Source organism: Streptomyces sp. NPDC005706 (genome assembly GCF_040631045.1).
Taxonomy (GTDB): domain Bacteria; phylum Actinomycetota; class Actinomycetes; order Streptomycetales; family Streptomycetaceae; genus Streptomyces.
Genome location: NZ_JBEXYS010000033.1, coordinates 30,189 through 46,635, shown reverse-complemented (window position 1 = coordinate 46,635; position 16,447 = coordinate 30,189). Strand labels below are relative to the sequence as shown.

The following is a 16,447-nucleotide window of genomic DNA, read 5'->3' as shown; positions in this document are numbered from 1 at the left end:
CCTTTCAGGCTAAACGCCTAGATTTTACCCATTCGCAGCGATTCTCCACAGCACAAGGGCCGCACGATCCGTGCGTCCCCCGCGATCCGCGCGGTCAGCGGACCTCCGAGTCGATACCCGTCACGAAGGCGGGGCCCAGCGGCGCCGTCCGCTCGTCCAGCCCGGCGTCGCGCAGCGCGGAGTCCGCGAGCCGGCGGGCCTCCTCCTCGGCGTGCGGGCCGGTGTCCGCCTCGACGGTCAGACGGAGGGTGAAGGTGTTGTCCTCGTTGACGTTGAGGACGTCCAGGTCCTCGGTGCTGCCCATCCGCGTGATGTGCGGATCGGCGGGCCGCAGCGCCCGGCTCAGCCGCGCACGGGCCTCGCCCCCGACTCCCGTCGTGAAGGTACCGGGCACGGTGATGACGTAGGTCGTCATGACGATCCTTTCCTCGGGCTTTCCCCGCCTACCCCGTTTACCGGCCTTCGCACGGGCGCGCCACGGCACCCCCGCCGTTCCGGGTCAGACCCATCCGTCCAGCGCGGTCATGAACCCCTCGAAGTCGTCCCGGTAGAGGGTGTGACCGGCGTCCGGCACCCTGCGCACCTCGAAGCCCCGCCGCGCCAGCTCGTCGGCCATGGCGGGTGGCACGAGACTGTTCGCGCCGGGCAGCACCACCAGTGACGGCACCACCGGGCGCGCCGGGGTCCGGCTGACCGCGTAGGTGTCGGCGAGGGCCAGGGCGGTCGCCGCGTCCCAGTCGGCGATGGTCGCCAGCTCCACGTCCACGTCGGCCTCCTCCCAGCGCGGGTTGAAGCCCCGGATCACGGTGCGGGTGACGTGCTTGAAGTCGGCGAAGCCGGCGGCGGCCGACACCGCGCGCCCGGGCAGCTCCCACGCCGGGTCGCAGTAGACGGCCCGCTTCGGCGCCAGCCGCTCCACGGCGAGGGCGAGGGCCATGCCGCCGAGCGAGTGGCCGATCGCCAGCTCGGGGCCGTCCGGCACGCTCTCCACGAGATCGTCCGCCCAGCTGTCGGCACCGTACTCGCCCCGGCCGCTCGCGCCGTGGCCGCGCAGGTCGACGCCGATGACCCGGTAGCCCCGGTCGGCGAGCACCGGCGCGACCCGGCGCCAGGTCCGGTGGTCGGACATGATCCCGTGGATCAGCACCGCGACCCGCTCTCCGGTCCCCCACTCTCGGGTGTGCAGCTTCATCGGCTCGCCTTCCTCGTCCGGGCGCCGAAGAATCCTGCCACCGAACCGGCGGCCGATCCACCGGGAATCCACCGGTCCACGGGGCACCGGGGCATCCATCGGGTGCGGCCGGTGCGGCCGGTACGGCTCACAGCGGGGAGTGCGCCACCACCGTCACGTAGGCGCCGTAGAGCAGGGACACGACGGCCAGGGCACCACCGACGAGCAGGGCCTGGGCCGGCCGCACCCGCCAGGTGCGGGCGAGTGCGCGGGCCGGCGGGATCAGCAGCGGGAAGACCGGCAGCAGGAAGCGGGGCTTGGACGAGAAGGATCCCGAGCCGCCCAGCACCAGCAGCACCAGCACCCCCGCGAACACCACCAGGGCCAGCGGGGCGCGGTCCAGGCAGAGCAGCCCGAACAGGACCACGCCGACCAGGACGAGCAGCAGCGCGGCGGGGTAGACGACTCCACCGCCGTACAGGAACAGCAGCCGGAGGAAGCGCACGGCGCCGGCGCCGAAGTCGAAGCGCGACTCCCAGGCGCTCTGGACCGTGAAGTAGCCCCGGAACAGGTCACCGGTCCGGGCGCCCACCCACAGCACATAGCCGAGCCAGCCCAATGGGGCCAGGAGGACACCGGCCCATAGGGCGGCGGGCGCCCGGCCGCGCCGGCGCAGCAGCTCGTGCGCGGCGGCCACCCCGAGGGCCGCGGCCACGGCGAACCCGGTCGGCCGGGACAGCCCGGCCAGCGCGGCGAGCGAACCGGCCCACAGCCAGCGGCCCTTGAGCAGGCAGTACAGGGACCAGACCGCGAGCGCGGCGAACAGGGACTCGGTGTAGGCGATGGTCAGCTCGACGGAGTGCGGCAGGACGGCCCACAGGGCGACCAGGGCGGTGGCGGCGGCCCGGCCGTACAGGTGGTGGCCGATGAGGTAGAGGCCGTACGCGGCCACGCCCGCGGCGGCCCAGGCGACCAGCAGCCCGGCCTGCCCGGGAGTGCACGGGAGCACCGTCAGCACGACCCGGACGAGCCCGGGATACAGGGGGAAGAAGGCCCAGTCGGTCTGCACCGCGCCGGACGGGGTGATCCAGATGAGGTGCCCGTAGCCGTGGGTGGCGATGTGCAGGTACCAGCGGGAGTCCCAGGAGTGGGCGAGGCTCCTGGTCAGGGCGTGCCCGGCGAGGTGATCGGCGGTGACCGCGACGAGGATCCCGGCGAGCCGGACCGCCGCGAACAGCGCGAGGGCCGCCAGGGCGCCCTCGGGCATCCGGTGCCGGGCCACCAGGGGCGTTCCCGGACGGCGCAGGGGACCGGACGGGGCGGCCGGATCGGGCCGGGGTACGGAAGACGTGCTCACGCCGTCGACCTTGGCCACAGCGGTGCGGGCGTGCAATGCGCGACCCGCGTGTCCCGGCCTCTTCCACCCTGATTCAGGAACGGAGGGGGGCCCTGCCGAGGGACCCCCGAAAAGATCAAAGTAGGGTGTGGTTACCATATGAGCGCTGCCTAGCTCGAAAGATAGATCTGTGACTGTCAACGACGACTCGTTCACCAACTGGATGCACCGCGAGGAAACCGCGGAGTCCATGATCCCGATCATCGGAAAGCTGCACCGCGAGCGGGACGTGACCGTCCTGCTGCACAGCCGCTCCCTGGTGAACAAGTCGGTGGTCAGCATCCTGAAGACGCACCGCTTCGCCCGGCAGATCGCCGGTGAGGAGCTGTCGGTCACCGAGACCATGCCGTTCCTCCAGGCCCTGACCACCCTCGACCTCGGGCCCTCCCAGATCGACCTCGGCATGCTGGCCGCCACCTACAAGGCCGACGACCGCGGTCTGAGCGTGGCGGAGTTCACCGCGGAGGCCGTCGCCGGCGCCACCGGCGCCAACAAGATCGAGCGCCGCGAGCCGCGCGACGTCGTCCTGTACGGCTTCGGCCGCATCGGCCGCCTCGTCGCCCGGCTGCTGATCGAGAAGGCAGGCTCGGGCAACGGCCTGCGGCTGCGCGCCGTCGTCGTCCGCGGCGGCGGGGGCCGTGCCGCCGAGGACCTCGTCAAGCGCGCCTCGCTGCTGCGCCGCGACTCCATCCACGGCCAGTTCCAGGGCACCATCACGGTGGACGAGGACAGCAGCACGATCGTGGCCAACGGCAACGCGATCAAGGTCATCTACGCCGACGACCCGTCGCAGATCGACTACACCGAGTACGGCATCCGGGACGCCATCCTCATCGACAACACCGGCAAGTGGCGCGACCGCGAGGGCCTGTCCGAGCACCTGCGCCCCGGCATCGACAAGGTCGTGCTGACCGCGCCCGGCAAGGGCGACGTCCCGAACATCGTGCACGGCGTCAACCACGACACGATCAAGCCCGACGAGCGGATCCTGTCCTGCGCGTCCTGCACCACCAACGCGATCGTCCCGCCGCTGAAGGCCATGGACGACGAGTACGGCGTGCTGCGCGGCCACGTGGAGACCGTCCACTCGTTCACCAACGACCAGAACCTGCTGGACAACTACCACAAGGCCGAGCGCCGCGGCCGCTCCGCGCCGCTCAACATGGTGATCACCGAGACCGGTGCCGCCTCGGCCGTGGCGAAGGCGCTGCCCGACCTCAAGGCGCCGATCACCGGCAGCTCGATCCGCGTTCCGGTGCCGGACGTCTCGATCGCGATCCTCAACCTCCAGCTGGCCCGCGAGACCACCCGCGAGGACGTCCACGACTACCTGCGGAACGTGTCGCTGACCTCGCCGCTCAAGCGCCAGATCGACTTCACCACGGCGCCCGACGCGGTCTCCAGCGACTTCATCGGCTCGCGCCACGCCTCGATCGTGGACGCCGGCGCCCTCAAGGTGGAGGGGGACAACGCGATCCTCTACCTCTGGTACGACAACGAGTTCGGCTACTCCTGCCAGGTCGTCCGGGTCGTCCAGCACGTCTCGGGCGTGGAGTACCCGACGTACCCGGCGACGGCGGTCTGACGCCGGCGCGCCTTGCGCATGAAGGCCGCCGACCGGGTTCCCGGTCGGCGGCCTTCATGCTCGAAGCTCCCGGTCAGGCCTTCGGCGGCCGGGCGCAGGCGCCCGCGGCGCACGCGGTGAGCCACTGGTCGAAGTCGGCGTCGTAGCGGGTGCCGATGCCGTCGTGGTAGACGGCGTATCCGCCGGCGTAGTCACCGGCGCGGAAGCGGGCGAGCACGCGCTGGACGTCGTCCGGGTGCCGCTCGGCCATGTAGCGCACGGCGAGGTAGCCCCACGGGTAGGTGCGGGTCACGTCACTGTTGCCGTAGGTGCTCTCGAAGAGAGTGCTCAGGCGGTACGTGTGCTTCGCCGCCTCCTGGACCGCCTGGCCGTAGTCCAGTCCCCGGTAGCCGTAGGAGACGTACTCGGCGAGGCCCTCGATCCACCACACGTCCGGCACCGAGATCTGCTCGCCGAAGTCGCCCGGCATGTCGTCGCGGGCGTCGAGGAAGTGCGTGTACTCGTGGTTGAGGTTCCAGACGCGGGCGGCGAAGCCGTCGTCCACGTCCTTCTGGTACATGATCGAGGTCGGCCGGTTGGCCGGGTCGGACGGGTCTCCGCCGAGGGTGATGCCGCCGTTGTCGGTGCTGACGCCGTAGATCGCGCCCGCGTACGTCCGGTAGTCGGCGCGGCTCGCGAACACGACGAGCTGGATGGTCGACGCGTACTGGCCGGGTATCGGGCCGTCGGCCTTGACGATGCCGCGGAAGTAGGCGCCCTGGTTCAGCACGCTCGCGCACACGGCGTCCAGCTCTCGTGCGGTGAGGGCCTGGGCGCGGACGGTGTGGGCCGCGTCGCAGCTGTGGGTGACCGGCAGGGCGGCCTCGGTCAGCCTGCCGGGCAGGTCGCAGACGCCGTAGTAGGAACAGCCCGCGCCGTCGTAGGAGCCGGCCTGTGTGGCGACGGCCACCCAGAGCCCGGCCGTCGGGCCGGTGATCCGCGACCGGTCGAGCAGGTCCCTGGTCAACGGCCGCACAGTGGACCGCAGTTCCGGGTGCTCGACGTAACGGGCCAGGTTCATCCCGGCGTTGGTGTCCAGGAAGGCCAGATCGGTGCCGAGCAGGTCCATGTGGCCCAGCGCGAAGTCGTGCAGGGCACCGGTGACGCGCGGGTCGGCGGCGACCGCGGTCACGTACCGGGGGTTCCAGTTGCCGCGCCACAGCGGTGTGTGGACGTCGTTGACGGCCCTGACCATGCTGTCGACCGCGTCGTACGAGCCGTCGTAGGCGTCCAGCAGCCGCCGGTACACGTACAGATAGCGGTCCTGCTGATCGGCGCTGTCGGTGAGGATCACACTCTCGCCGAGGATGTCGCCGTTGACCGCCGTGACGTCCCGCGAGTGGCGGCGCGCGAAGAAGGCGTCCAGGCCCGCGGTGGCGGCGGCGGTGAGGCGGGACGTGTACGGGCCCACGTCACCGGGGTGGTTGAACTGCACGTAGTAGCCGGCACGCAGGAAGAGGACGAGCTGCAGCAGACCCGCGGAGTTGTCGCCCTGGTACCGCCCCGCCGCGCGCGTGAAGGCCCGGGCGACGCTCAGCATCTGCGGCTGGCGGAAGACGTCGCGGGCGTCGGCGCCGGTGACGGAGAACAGGGTGTTGACGCAGTCCGCGGAGGAGGCCGTCACGAACGCGACGAGTGCCGCGCCGGTGCGGCCGCCGAAGTCGCCGGGCGCGCAGGAGGCGGCCTTTGCCCCTGGGTGCGGGAGGGATTCCGCTTCGCGGGTGATAGGCGTTGCCTGCGGCGGCAGTTGGGCCGGGCTGAGCGGCCGCGCCCGGCCGGGAGCGGGACGTTCGGTGGCGCCGGGGGCCGGTCCGGTGGGCGGCGGCGCGGTGACGTGTCCGGCGGGCGCGGCCGGGGGTCCGGGTAAGGCCTGGGCCGGGGCCGAAAGCAGGCCGGCCACGGTGGCGCAGACGGCGGCGGCACAGGCCAGCCGTCCGGGCAGCGCGAAGCGAGGGCGCATCGGGATTCCTCCACGAAGGGGTGCGCCTCTGTGGGGTGTCGAGGCGTGGGAGGAATGTCTCAGCGCACCGCCCCGGTAACAATGGCGTGTGACATAGCACATGGCACCACGCGCTCATAACATCCCGGTGCCGCCCGACGACAGCGGCCCACTACGTCCCGGCGATGCTCCAGGTCCGCGCGGCCCACGCCCTCAAGTGCGGTGCTCCGGCGACCAGTTCGCGGTAGGCGCCGGTGGCCGACTGCATCAGCGCCTCCACGAGGTCGTCGCCGACCGCGTCGGGCCGCCAGGCCAGCACATAGCGGCACCACAGCGGTGATCCGGCCAGGGGCTTCACCGCGACGTGCGGGATCGGGCGCAGGGTGGGCTGGACCAGGGACACCCCGAGCCCGTCGGCGATCATGCTCTGGAGCTGCGCCTGGTCGCCGAGGAACTCGTGCACGGTGACGGGGGTGAACCCGGCGGCGGCGCAGGCGTCGTAGAACACCCCGGGCCAGCCGGCCCCGTCGTCCGGCGTGACGAACCACGGGTCCCCGGCCAGGTCGGCGAGCTGCACCTGGGCGCTCTGGCGCAGGCGGTGGCGGGCGGGCAGGGCGACGAACGTCGGCTCGGTGACGATGCCGCGGTGGCGCACGGCGGGCGAGTGCACCAGTTCCCGGCCCGGGTAGTCGGCGGCTATGGCCGCGTCCACCGCCCCCTCCTCCAGCAGTTCCACGATCCTCGAGGAGGCGTAGACGCTGGTCACGGCGACGGACAGGTCCGGCAGCCGGGTACGGGCACGGGACACCGTGCCCGAGAGCATCGGTGAGTTGGTCGCGGCCACGCGCAGGGTGCGGGCCGGGCGGGCGGCGGGCGGCCGGTGGCCGATGGCGTCGGCGCGGGCCAGCACGTCCCGGGCCTGGGCGACGACCTCGGCGCCGTACGGGGTGGGCCGCACTCCGCTCGCACCGCGCTCGAAGAGCGGTTCGCCCAGGTGCCGCTCGATGCGCCGGAGCTGGGTGCTGACGGCGGGCTGCGAGTAGCCGAGCTGCGTGGCGGCGCGGCCCACGCCTCCGGCGTCCGCGATCGCGCACAGCACCCGCAGGTGCCGAAGCTCCAGCTCCATCGATCCGCTCCCCGTCCCGGCCGTCCGCGTCCACAGTCGGCGCCGGTCCACGGCCGGCCCCGCTCGATTGTCCACCCTCGGAACACGGGCGCTCACCGCCTCCACCGGCGCCTGTTCGAGAGCCGTCGCCCCGTCTACAGCACCTTTCTGTTTGCCTATAGCTATTAGGCAGGCGCATAATGGCTTCAGGCCAAGAGGAGGAAACTGATGGCGCGCGCAGGTCTGACCACGGAACGTCTGGTCCGGGCGGGGGCGGAGCTGGCCGACGAGGCCGGCTTCGAGCAGGTGACGGTGTCGGCGCTGGCCCGGCGCTTCGACGTCAAGGTGGCCAGCCTGTACTCGCACCTGAAGAGCTCCCAGGACCTGAAGACCCGTATCGCCCTGCTCGCGCTGGAGGAGCTCGCCGACCGCGCCGCCGAGGCGCTGGCCGGCCGGGCCGGCGAGGACGCCCTCCGCGCCTTCGCGGACGCCTACCGCGACTACGCCCGGGAGCACCCCGGCCGTTACCAGGCGGCGCGGTTCCGGCTCGACCCGGAGACGGCCGCCGCGAGCGCCGGCGGCCGGCACGCGCAGATGACCCGGGCGATCCTGCGCGGCTACGACCTGGCCGAGCCCGACCAGACCCACGCCGTCCGGCTGCTCGGCAGCGTGTTCCACGGCTACGTCGATCTGGAGGCGGCCGGCGGCTTCAGCCACAGCGCCCCCGACTCCCAGGAGTCATGGACCCGGATCCTGGACGCCCTCGACGCGCTGCTGCGCGAGTGGCCGGCCCCCTGAACCCCCGAACTCCCCGGCAAGACAGGCGCATACGATGACTTCCACCCCGTCCGACTGGATCACCACCCCGCTGACCGCCGGCCTCGTGCGCGGCGCCCTCGACCTGGAGCGCACCGAGCACGGACTGCTGCCGCACCGGCTGCCCGCCCGGGCCCGGGCCCAGTGCGCCGATCCGCAGCTGCGGATGGCGGAGTCCCAGCCCTCCGGCGTGCGGCTGGCGCTGCGCACCCGCGCCACCGTCGTCGAGCTCGACACCCTGCCCACCAAACGCGTCTACACCGGCGCGCCGGCGCGCCCGGACGGCGTGTACGACCTGCTCGTGGACGGGCGCCCGGCGGGCCGCGCCATCGCCGCCGGCGGGAACACCCTGACGATCGACATGACGGCCGGCACCGCCGAGCAGCGGCCCGGCCCGGTCGCCACCGTGCGTTTCACCGGCCTTCCGGAGCGGGTGAAGGACGTCGAGATCTGGCTGCCGCACAACGAGACCACCGAGCTGGTCGCGCTGCGCACCGACGCGCCCGTCGAACCGGCGCCCGGCCGGGGCCGCCCGGTGTGGCTGCATCACGGCAGCTCGATCAGCCACGGCTCCGACGCCGCGAGCCCCACCACCACCTGGCCGGCGCTGGCCGCCTCGCTCGGCGGGGTGGAGCTGACCAACCTGGGCCTCGGCGGCAGCGCCCTGCTCGATCCCTTCACCGCACGCGCACTGCGCGACACGCCCGCCGACCTGATCAGCGTCAAGCTCGGCATCAACCTGGTCAACACGGACCTGATGCGGCTGCGCGCGTTCGGGCCGGCCGTCCACGGTTTCCTCGACACCGTTCGTGAGGGTCACCCCGGCACACCGCTGCTCGTGGTCTCGCCGGTCCTGTGCCCCATCCACGAGGACACGCCGGGGCCGAGCGTGCCGGACCTTTCCGCCCTGAGCTCCGGGCGGCTGCGGTTCCGGGCCGCCGGGGACCCGGCGGAGGTCGCGCAGGGCAAACTCACCCTGCGCGTCGTCCGGGAGGAGCTGGCCCGGATCGTGCGGGAGCGGGCCGCCGAGGACCCGTGGCTGCACCACCTCGACGGCCGTGAGCTCTACGGAGAGGCCGACTTCGCCGAACTGCCGCTGCCCGACGGTCTCCACCCGGACGCCGCCGCGCACCGCCGGATCGGCGAACGCTTCGCCTCGCTCGCCCTCGCCCCGGGCGGCCCGCTCGGGCGCCGGGACCGCTGACCGGCGCCGCCGGGCCGCTGCCTCACACCAGGTGGGCGAAGACGACCAGGTTGTCGGTGTAGTCCCGCACCGTGTGGTCGTAGTCCCCCGCGCAGGTGATGAGCCGGACCTCGGGGCGGTCGGTGTCGGCGTACACGCGGTCGCTGGGGAAGGCGTCCTTGGCGAAGGTCTCCGTGTCGTCCACGACGAACTCCGCCTTCCGCCCGTCGGCGCGGTCCACGGTGAACCGGTCGCCGCGCCCGAGTTCGTAGAGGTTGGCGAAGACGGCCGCCGACGTCACCGTGTCCACGTGGCCGGCGATGATCGCGGTGCCCTTCTCGCCGGGTGTGACGCCGTCGACGTACCAGCCGACGAGGTTGGTGTCGGCCGCCGGCGGCGGCTGGAGCTGCCCGGTGGAGGCGAGGGAGAGGGGGGTGAAGGGGGCGTCCACGGAGATCTTCGGGATGACCAGACGGGTCGGCGTGGCCCGGGGCAGCGACCGCTCGGCCTGATCCGTGCCGGGCGGTTCCGCACCGGGCTGTTCGGTGCCGGCCGGTGTGCCGGCGCTCACCGTCGTGCCGCCGGGGGCCTGCGGGACGTCGCCGTCACCGCGGTGGCCGCCGAACACGCTGACGGCGATGAAGACGATCGCCACGCCCCACAGGGTCAGCCGCCCGCCGCGGCCGGCGTTCTGCGTCGCCCCGTCCCGCTCCGTGGAGGCCGGTGCCGAGGGGTCGGGCGGGGAGGGGTCCGGGGAAGAGGGGTCTGCTGCCATCGGACATCACCTCACTCGGGCACGGCAGCACAGGCGTCGGGCTCCTCCGGGGCGCGGGCCGCCGGCGCGGGGGCGCCGGCGGCGTACGCGGGCCCTGAGAGGAGAGGGGGCCGGTCAGGACGCCGGCTCGCCGGCCTTCTTGCGGCGCAGCGCGTACATGCCGGTGGCGCCTACGGCGAGCACGGCCAGACCGCCCGCGGTGACACCGGGAGAGGCGAGGGCGCCGCCTCCGGTGTGCATGCCGCCGCGCGGCTTGTCGCGGTCGCCGCCGCCCCAGTCGTCCTTGCCTCCTCCGCTGTCCTTGCCGCCCCAGTCGTCCTTGCCGCCGCCGTCCTCCTTGCCGCCGTCCTCCTTGCCGCCGCCGTCCTCCTTGCCGCCGTCCTCCTTGCCGCCGCCTTCCTTGCCGCCGCCCTTGCCCTTGTCCCGGTAGGTCTCGGGGTCGAACCTGCTGTCGTCGCCGGAGCCCCAGTCGTCGCCACCGCGGACCGTGGCGAGCGCACCGCCGCCCGTGTGCATTCCGCCGCGCGGCCCGTCGTGGCTGCGGCCGCCGTCGTCCTCGCTGCTGTAGTCGTTGTCGTGGTCCTTGCCGGAACCCTTGCCGGATCCCCTGTCGTGGTCCCGGCCGGAACCCTTGTCATAACCGCTGTCGGAGTCGCTGTCGTGCTCCTTGCTGTACGAGGAGTCGTCCCGGCCTCCGCCGTCCGCGGCCGGGGTGGCGAAAGCCGCACCGGGCGTGGCGAAGGCCAGGGCGGCGGAGGCGGCCGCCGTGGCGAGAAGAATGCGGGCAGAGCGCATATCGGTGTCCTTCCGCCGTGGCCGGGCAGCGGATACGTCATCAGCTGTATGGACCCGGTCTCGACATGAACCACCGTCAGCCAGGGCGTGACGGCGCACCATCCGGGCGGCCCAGCCGGGTCATCGCGCCACCCGTCTGTCCCAGCGACACGCCGGAGCACCCCCCGTCCGGGGCACCTCTCGTCACCCGGCCGCGCGCCGGCCGGCCCGCGGCACCGCCACGGGGTCCCCCGTACGGGCCGATCCGGCCGCGGTGCGGCGGTGGCATGCATGACGGGAATCCGACGACGCATCACATGACGGCGGCGCACCCGTTCCCCGGCCCGCCGAGAAGGGGGCGCGCCATGCCCCGCGCCACGCCGACCGGAGGGCGCCCGGTCCGCCGTCTCCTCGCGGCCTCGCTGAGCGCGCTGATCGGGGCCGTCGCGGCACCGGCCCGGGCGGACGTGGGCGATGTGACGGTGCATCCGATCACCACCACGGCCGGCACGCTTCCCGCCGGCATCACCACCGGGCCCGACGGGGCACTGTGGTTCGCGGGGCCGGGCGCCGGCCGCATCGGGCGGATCAGCGCCGCGGGCGACGTCACCGACTTCCCCACCTCCGGACCCGACAGCCTCCCCCTCGACATCACGGCCGGCCCCGACCGGGCGCTGTGGTTCACCGAGGCGCAGGCGAACCGGATCGGCCGGCTCACCACCTCCGGCCGGCGCACGGAGTTCCGGGTGCCGACGCCGGACGGCTTCCCGGCCGGGATCGCGACCGGGCCGGACGGCGCCCTGTGGTTCACCGAGCAGCACGGCAACAGGATCGGCCGGATCACCACCTCCGGCCGCGTCACCGAGTATCCGGTGCCGACCCGGGACGCCGCCGTCCACTCCATCGCGGCGGGCACCGACGGCGCGCTGTGGTTCACGGAGCCGGCCGGCGGCCGGATCGGGCGGATCGGCGTCACCGGGCGGATCACCGAGTTCACGCTGCCCCGCGGCGCCGCTTTCCCCGACGCGATCGTCGCCGGACCGGGCGGCATGTGGTTCACCATGTCCGGCCCGGACCCGGTCGGCCGGATCGACTCCTCGGGGAAGGTCACCGGGTTCCGGCCGCCCGATCCGGACAGCGTCCCGGCCGGCATCACGCGCGGGCCCGACGGCCTGGTGTGGTACGCCGACCAGGCCGGCCGGATCGGGCGGATCGACGCGGACGGCGCGATCACCTCCTTCCCGGTGCCGGGCGGCGCCGACGGGGTGCCGTTCCGCGTGACCGCGGGCCCCGACGGGGGCGTGTGGTTCACCGAACTGCTCGGCAACGCCGTGGGACGGGTCCGGGCCCTGCCGCGCCGGCCCCGCTACGTCGGGACCCGATCCGTCCGGGCGCCCGGGAGCCGCTTGTCGTGACCGGCGTCATGGAGCAGGCTGTGCGACGGTTCGGCGCGGGCCGGGGGACCGGTGGATTCGGCGGGGCGACGTGGCGGGGAGACGCGGTGGTGGACACGACGGCACGGGACATGTGGGAACGGTTCGAGCCGGTGCACGATCTGGTGTACTTCGCGCCCGAGGCGCGGCGGGCGGCGGACGCGCTCGGGCTGCGCGGGTACTGGATGGGGTACTTCGCGTTGCGCGCCGCCCCGTTGGGCCCGGTGGCCCCGTGCGTGGTGACGAGTTCCTTCTACGTCTTCCACCCCGGCCGGGTCGCCCGCGCGCTGCCCGACGCCTGGAAGTACGCGGCTCCGGCGGAGGTGTTGGCAGCCCGCGGGGAGGCCATGGACGCGGCGATGACCCGTCTGTTCGGTTCGCGGGCCGCACGGTCCGCGGAACTCGCGGAGGCGGCCGACCTGGCGTGGGAGGCGGCGTCGGCGGCGGACACCACGGGCCGGGTGCTGGCCGCGGCGAACCAGGCCCTGGAGCGGCCCGGGCGGGCGACCGCGCGGCTGTGGCAGGCGGTGACGACGCTGCGGGAGCACCGGGGCGACGGGCATGTCGCGGTGCTGGTGAGCCTGGGGATCGGTCCGCTGGAGGCCATGGTGCTCAAGGCGGCCGCCGGTGAGTCGGACGGGCCGTTCCTGCGGGAGACCCGGAAGTGGGAGCCGACGGACTGGACGGCGGCCGAGGACGCCCTGCGCGAGCGCGGGTTCCTGGCCGCGGACGGTTCGCTGACCCGGGCGGGCGTCGCGGGCCGGGCGCTCGTCGAGCGGCGGACCGACGAGGCGGCCGGGCGTCCGTGGCGCGCGCTGGGCGCGGAGCGCACGGCACGCCTCGCCGGGCTGCTGGAGCCGCTCGCCCGCGCCGTCGGGGAGTCGGGGCTGCTGCCGCCCGGCAACCCGGTGGGGGTGACCCTGCGGGAGTCCGCGGGGCGGTGACAGCCGCCGGCCTGCCCGAATACGGCTGAAACCGGCCGGGGCAATGGCCGAAGCGTCCTCAGAAAGGGCTCATACACGGGTCGTACGCTGAGCCCGTGGTCAACCGAGACGAGGAACCAGGACGGGTGGCGTCCCGGCTCACCGGACGCCGGGTCACGGCCGCGCGGACGCCGTCCGGGTCGCCGGCCGAGGTGACGCTCGAGGGCGGCACGGTGGTGATGGTCAAGCGCGGTGACGCCCCGGGCGCGGTGCGCGCCGAGGTGGCCGGGCTGCGCTGGCTGGGCGAGGCGGACGCGGTGCGGGTGCCGGCGGTGCTCGGCCATGACGAGCGGTGGATGGTCACCGAGCGGGTGCCGACCGGGCAGCCGGGCGACACGGCGGCGCTGCGTTTCGGCCGCGCCCTGGCCGCCCTGCACGCCGCCGGAGCACCCGCGTTCGGCGCGCCGCCGCCCGGCGGGCCGGCGGACGCGTACATCGGCGCCGCGCCCATGCGCAACGAGCCGGCGGCCGGCTGGCCCGAGTGGTACGCCGAACAGCGGGTGCTGCCGTATCTGCGGGCCGCGGTCGACGCCGGCACCCTGGGGCACGAGGAGGCCGCCCCGTTCGAGCGGGTGTGCGCGCGGCTGCCGGACCTCGCGGGGCCGGCCGAGCCGCCCGCCCGGCTGCACGGCGACCTGTGGAACGGCAACGTGCTGTGGGGCGCGGACGGGGAGGTACGGCTCATCGACCCGGCCGCGCACGGCGGGCACCGCGAGACCGACCTGGCGATGCTCCGGCTCTTCGGCTGCCCACGGCTGGACCGGGTGCTGGCCGGCTACACGGAGGCCGCGCCGCCGGCCGACGGCTGGCGGAACCGGGTCGCTCTGCACCAGCTCTTCCCGCTGCTGGTGCACGTGGTGCTGTTCGGACGCGGATACGCGGATCGGGCCGTCGCGGCGGCACACGGGGCCCTGGCCGGATGAATCCACGGCGACAGCGCGCAGCCTCGCGGCCGCCGCCGGCGTCCTAGTAGCTGACGCCCGAACGGCCCTGCTCCCGACCATGGTTACGGAGCGTAAGGAAACCAATCACCCGTTCGATTCGTATAAGGACGTGAAAGCCGAATCAGGGAGAGACCAATGCAACCGTTCACGCTCAACTACGCGCGCCCCGCTGTGCAGTTGGACGTCACCACTCCGTACGCGTACGACTCCGGACTGCAGTTGAACGTCCTCCCGGACGGGCGGATCGCCGCCACCGACCACGCCACGCTGAGAGCATTGGGGACAACGACCTCGACCGCCGGGTCCAAGACGCACTTCGACGACTGACCGCGGGCCCACGGAAGATGACCGTGCTCATCCTGACCAGTGAAGAGGACGTGACGGCGGACATGGTGGTGCTCCGGCTGCGCCAGGCCGGTGTGCCCGTGGTCCGACTGGATCCCGCCGATCTCACCAACGGGGTCGCCCTGTCGGGCGAGTTCGTGCACGGCGCGTGTCGCGGGCATCTGTCCGTCGGCGGGCGTCTGGTGAGCATGAGCGGTCTGCGCTCCGTCTGGGTGCGCAGGCCGGGGGAAGCGGCCGCCCGCGCCGTCCAGCCGTCCGCCTGGCTGACGGAGGAGTCCGCCCAGGCGCTGTACGGCATGCTGCGCTCCACCGGCGCACGCTGGATGAACCATCCGGACGCGGCCCGCCGCGCCCGGCACAAGCCCTGGCAGCTGCGGCTCGCGCAGGACAGCGGCCTCGCCGTGCCTGCGACGCTGATCACGACGTTCCCGCAGGCGGCCCGGGAGTTCGCCGAGCGCTTCCCGGACCTGGTGGTCAAGCCGGTCTCCGGCGCGCATCCGCAGGAGCCGCCGCGGGCGGTGCCCACCAGCCGGGTCGCGCCGGACACGGACTTCGCGGCCGTCGCCTTCGGCCCGACCCTGCTGCAGCGGCGGATACCGAAGCGGGCCGACATCCGGCTCACCGTCGTCGGCGGCAGACTGCTGGCCGCGCGCAAGCCGGCCGACCCGGACGGCCATCCCGACGACGTGGACGTGCGCTTCGCGCCGTCGGTCTCGCCCTGGCTCCCGGCGGAGGTGCCGCCGCGGGTCGCGGAAGCCGTCCACCGCTATATGAAGGACGCCGAACTCGCCTATGGTGCCTTCGACTTCGCGGAGGACACGGACGGGATCTGGTGGTTCCTGGAGTGCAACCAGTCGGGCCAGTTCGGCTTCGTGGAGATGGACACCGGCCAGCCGATCGCCGAGACCATCGCACGGTGGCTGGCGGGCGACGGCGAGCCGGCGGTGCCGGACGCGGGCGACGACCGGGACGCGGCGTCGTGACGCCGTCGGGTCCGGTCCGAAGGAAGGAAGACGACATGCGCATCGGACTGCTGGGAACGGGCCCGTGGGCCCAGGCGGCCCACGCCCCCGCCCTCGCCGGGCACCCCGGCCTGGACTTCACCGGTGTGTGGGGCCGCCGCCCGGAGGCGGCCGCCGAGCTGGCGGCGCGGTACGGGGTGCGGGCGTACGACGACGTGGACGCGCTGCTCGCCGACGTGGACGCGGTCGCGATGGCGGTGCCGCCTTCCGTGCAGGCGGAGCTGGCGGTCCGGGCCGCGCGGGCGGGCCGTCATCTGCTGCTCGACAAGCCGCTGGCGGCGGGGGTGCCCGAGGGGCGGGCCGTCGTCGAGGCGGTGGACCGGGCCCAGGTGGCCTCCGTGGTGTTCCTCACCACCCGCTTCCAGAAGGAGCCGGACGCCTGGATCGAGGAACAGGCCGCCACGGCGGGCTGGTTCACGGCGCGGGCGCAGTGGCTGGGGGCGGTGTTCACCAGTGACAGTCCTTTCGCCCACTCCCCCTGGCGGCGGGAGAAGGGCGCGCTGTGGGACGTGGGGCCGCACGCGCTCTCCCTGCTGCTGCCGGTGCTCGGCGATGTCCGGCAGGTGGCGGCCGCGGCGCACGGCCCCGCCGACACCGTGCACCTGGTCCTCGACCACGCCACCGGCGCGTCGAGCACCCTCACCCTGAGCCTGACGGCCCCGCCGGCGGCGGCCGGGGCCGATCTCGAGCTGCGCGGCGAGGCCGGGACGGCGGTGCTGCCGAGGAGCTCCGAGGGCGCGGTCCCCGCCCTCACCCGCGCCGCCGACGCCCTCCTGGCCGCGGCCCGCACCGGCCGCCCCCACCCCTGCGACGCCGCCTTCGGTCTCCGCGTCACCGAGATCCTCGCCGCGGCCGAGGCCCGCCTGGCCGGCCACACGGCCGACTAGTCCGACCGCTCACCGCGCCCGGCGGCCCGCCGATCGCGGGGGCGGGCTCG

The 16,447-nt window shown here is 73.9% G+C and carries 16 protein-coding genes; 9 read left to right on the top strand and 7 right to left on the bottom strand.

The window, feature by feature from the left end; genetic code table 11:
• Positions 1-94: 94 nt before the first annotated feature.
• The 3 genes from ABZ478_RS33205 to ABZ478_RS33195 all read right to left on the bottom strand — a co-directional run bounded on the left by ABZ478_RS33205 (position 95) and on the right by ABZ478_RS33195 (position 2,528).
• Positions 95-415 carry a hypothetical protein gene (locus ABZ478_RS33205; RefSeq protein WP_359555357.1) on the bottom strand — a complete coding sequence of 107 codons (321 nt, stop codon included), beginning with the start codon at positions 413-415 and terminating at the stop codon, positions 95-97.
• An 84-nt stretch (positions 416-499) separates the two neighbouring features.
• Positions 500-1,192: an alpha/beta hydrolase gene (locus ABZ478_RS33200; RefSeq protein WP_359555354.1), complete on the bottom strand. Its 693-nt coding sequence runs from the start codon at positions 1,190-1,192 to the stop codon at positions 500-502.
• A 127-nt stretch (positions 1,193-1,319) separates the two neighbouring features.
• Complete coding sequence (locus ABZ478_RS33195) at positions 1,320-2,528, bottom strand: hypothetical protein (RefSeq protein ID WP_359555352.1); 1,209 nt, start codon at positions 2,526-2,528, stop codon at positions 1,320-1,322.
• Between the two features lie 169 nt (positions 2,529-2,697).
• Here ABZ478_RS33195 and ABZ478_RS33190 point away from each other — a divergent pair, with 169 nt between their 5' ends.
• The gene (locus ABZ478_RS33190) at positions 2,698-4,152 is read left to right on the top strand and encodes a glyceraldehyde-3-phosphate dehydrogenase (protein WP_358932771.1); all 1,455 of its coding nucleotides are present in this window, start codon (positions 2,698-2,700) and stop codon (positions 4,150-4,152) included.
• Between the two features lie 73 nt (positions 4,153-4,225).
• On the opposite strand, the gene ABZ478_RS33185 is transcribed toward ABZ478_RS33190, so the two are convergent.
• Both ABZ478_RS33185 and ABZ478_RS33180 read right to left on the bottom strand, forming a co-directional pair.
• Entirely contained in the window at positions 4,226-6,151 is a 1,926-nt protein-coding gene (locus tag ABZ478_RS33185) for a collagenase (protein ID WP_359555349.1), read from the bottom strand.
• Positions 6,152-6,302: 151 nt separating this feature from the next.
• Positions 6,303-7,256: a LysR family transcriptional regulator gene (locus ABZ478_RS33180; protein WP_359555346.1), complete on the bottom strand. Its 954-nt coding sequence runs from the start codon at positions 7,254-7,256 to the stop codon at positions 6,303-6,305.
• 207 nt (positions 7,257-7,463) lie between these two features.
• Here ABZ478_RS33180 and ABZ478_RS33175 point away from each other — a divergent pair, with 207 nt between their 5' ends.
• Together ABZ478_RS33175 and ABZ478_RS33170 are read left to right on the top strand one after the other, a co-directional pair.
• Entirely contained in the window at positions 7,464-8,033 is a 570-nt protein-coding gene (locus tag ABZ478_RS33175; RefSeq protein ID WP_359555344.1) for a WHG domain-containing protein, read from the top strand.
• Positions 8,034-8,067: 34 nt separating this feature from the next.
• Positions 8,068-9,255 (top strand): GDSL-type esterase/lipase family protein, encoded by a 1,188-nt coding sequence (locus ABZ478_RS33170; RefSeq protein WP_359555343.1) that lies wholly within the window; start codon positions 8,068-8,070, stop codon positions 9,253-9,255.
• A 22-nt stretch (positions 9,256-9,277) separates the two neighbouring features.
• Here ABZ478_RS33170 and ABZ478_RS33165 read toward each other — a convergent pair whose 3' ends face one another.
• Complete coding sequence (locus ABZ478_RS33165) at positions 9,278-10,009, bottom strand: class F sortase (protein ID WP_359555340.1); 732 nt, start codon at positions 10,007-10,009, stop codon at positions 9,278-9,280.
• A gap of 114 nt (positions 10,010-10,123) precedes the next feature.
• On the bottom strand, positions 10,124-10,804 hold the full coding sequence (locus ABZ478_RS33160) for a hypothetical protein (RefSeq protein ID WP_359555337.1): 681 nt from the start codon (positions 10,802-10,804) through the stop codon (positions 10,124-10,126).
• A gap of 344 nt (positions 10,805-11,148) precedes the next feature.
• Between ABZ478_RS33160 and ABZ478_RS33155 the strand changes: the two genes are divergently transcribed.
• The 6 genes from ABZ478_RS33155 to ABZ478_RS33130 all read left to right on the top strand — a co-directional run bounded on the left by ABZ478_RS33155 (position 11,149) and on the right by ABZ478_RS33130 (position 16,397).
• Complete coding sequence (locus ABZ478_RS33155; protein WP_359555335.1) at positions 11,149-12,198, top strand: hypothetical protein; 1,050 nt, start codon at positions 11,149-11,151, stop codon at positions 12,196-12,198.
• Positions 12,199-12,284: 86 nt separating this feature from the next.
• Positions 12,285-13,160 (top strand): hypothetical protein, encoded by an 876-nt coding sequence (locus tag ABZ478_RS33150; RefSeq protein WP_359555334.1) that lies wholly within the window; start codon positions 12,285-12,287, stop codon positions 13,158-13,160.
• 95 nt (positions 13,161-13,255) lie between these two features.
• Complete coding sequence (locus ABZ478_RS33145) at positions 13,256-14,122, top strand: fructosamine kinase family protein (RefSeq protein ID WP_359555331.1); 867 nt, start codon at positions 13,256-13,258, stop codon at positions 14,120-14,122.
• A gap of 156 nt (positions 14,123-14,278) precedes the next feature.
• The gene (tgmA, locus tag ABZ478_RS33140; RefSeq protein ID WP_020938095.1) at positions 14,279-14,470 is read left to right on the top strand and encodes a putative ATP-grasp-modified RiPP; all 192 of its coding nucleotides are present in this window, start codon (positions 14,279-14,281) and stop codon (positions 14,468-14,470) included.
• A 17-nt stretch (positions 14,471-14,487) separates the two neighbouring features.
• Complete coding sequence (gene tgmB / locus ABZ478_RS33135) at positions 14,488-15,471, top strand: ATP-grasp ribosomal peptide maturase (protein WP_359555330.1); 984 nt, start codon at positions 14,488-14,490, stop codon at positions 15,469-15,471.
• Positions 15,472-15,506: 35 nt separating this feature from the next.
• Positions 15,507-16,397, top strand: a complete 891-nt coding sequence (locus ABZ478_RS33130) for a Gfo/Idh/MocA family oxidoreductase (RefSeq protein ID WP_359555327.1) — start codon at positions 15,507-15,509, stop codon at positions 16,395-16,397.
• The last annotated feature ends 50 nt before the right edge of the window (positions 16,398-16,447 follow it).

Coding starts and splice junctions, on each gene's coding strand:
- ABZ478_RS33130 (WP_359555327.1), top strand. CDS start 15,507: ATGCGCATCGGACTGCTGGGAACGGGCCCGTGGGCCCAGGCGGCCCAC.
- ABZ478_RS33170 (WP_359555343.1), top strand. CDS start 8,068: ATGACTTCCACCCCGTCCGACTGGATCACCACCCCGCTGACCGCCGGC.
- ABZ478_RS33185 (WP_359555349.1), bottom strand. CDS start 6,151: ATGCGCCCTCGCTTCGCGCTGCCCGGACGGCTGGCCTGTGCCGCCGCC.
- ABZ478_RS33205 (WP_359555357.1), bottom strand. CDS start 415: ATGACGACCTACGTCATCACCGTGCCCGGTACCTTCACGACGGGAGTC.
- tgmB (WP_359555330.1), top strand. CDS start 14,488: ATGACCGTGCTCATCCTGACCAGTGAAGAGGACGTGACGGCGGACATG.
- ABZ478_RS33175 (WP_359555344.1), top strand. CDS start 7,464: ATGGCGCGCGCAGGTCTGACCACGGAACGTCTGGTCCGGGCGGGGGCG.
- tgmA (WP_020938095.1), top strand. CDS start 14,279: ATGCAACCGTTCACGCTCAACTACGCGCGCCCCGCTGTGCAGTTGGAC.
- ABZ478_RS33165 (WP_359555340.1), bottom strand. CDS start 10,009: ATGGCAGCAGACCCCTCTTCCCCGGACCCCTCCCCGCCCGACCCCTCG.
- ABZ478_RS33160 (WP_359555337.1), bottom strand. CDS start 10,804: ATGCGCTCTGCCCGCATTCTTCTCGCCACGGCGGCCGCCTCCGCCGCC.
- ABZ478_RS33155 (WP_359555335.1), top strand. CDS start 11,149: ATGCCCCGCGCCACGCCGACCGGAGGGCGCCCGGTCCGCCGTCTCCTC.
- ABZ478_RS33180 (WP_359555346.1), bottom strand. CDS start 7,256: ATGGAGCTGGAGCTTCGGCACCTGCGGGTGCTGTGCGCGATCGCGGAC.
- ABZ478_RS33200 (WP_359555354.1), bottom strand. CDS start 1,192: ATGAAGCTGCACACCCGAGAGTGGGGGACCGGAGAGCGGGTCGCGGTG.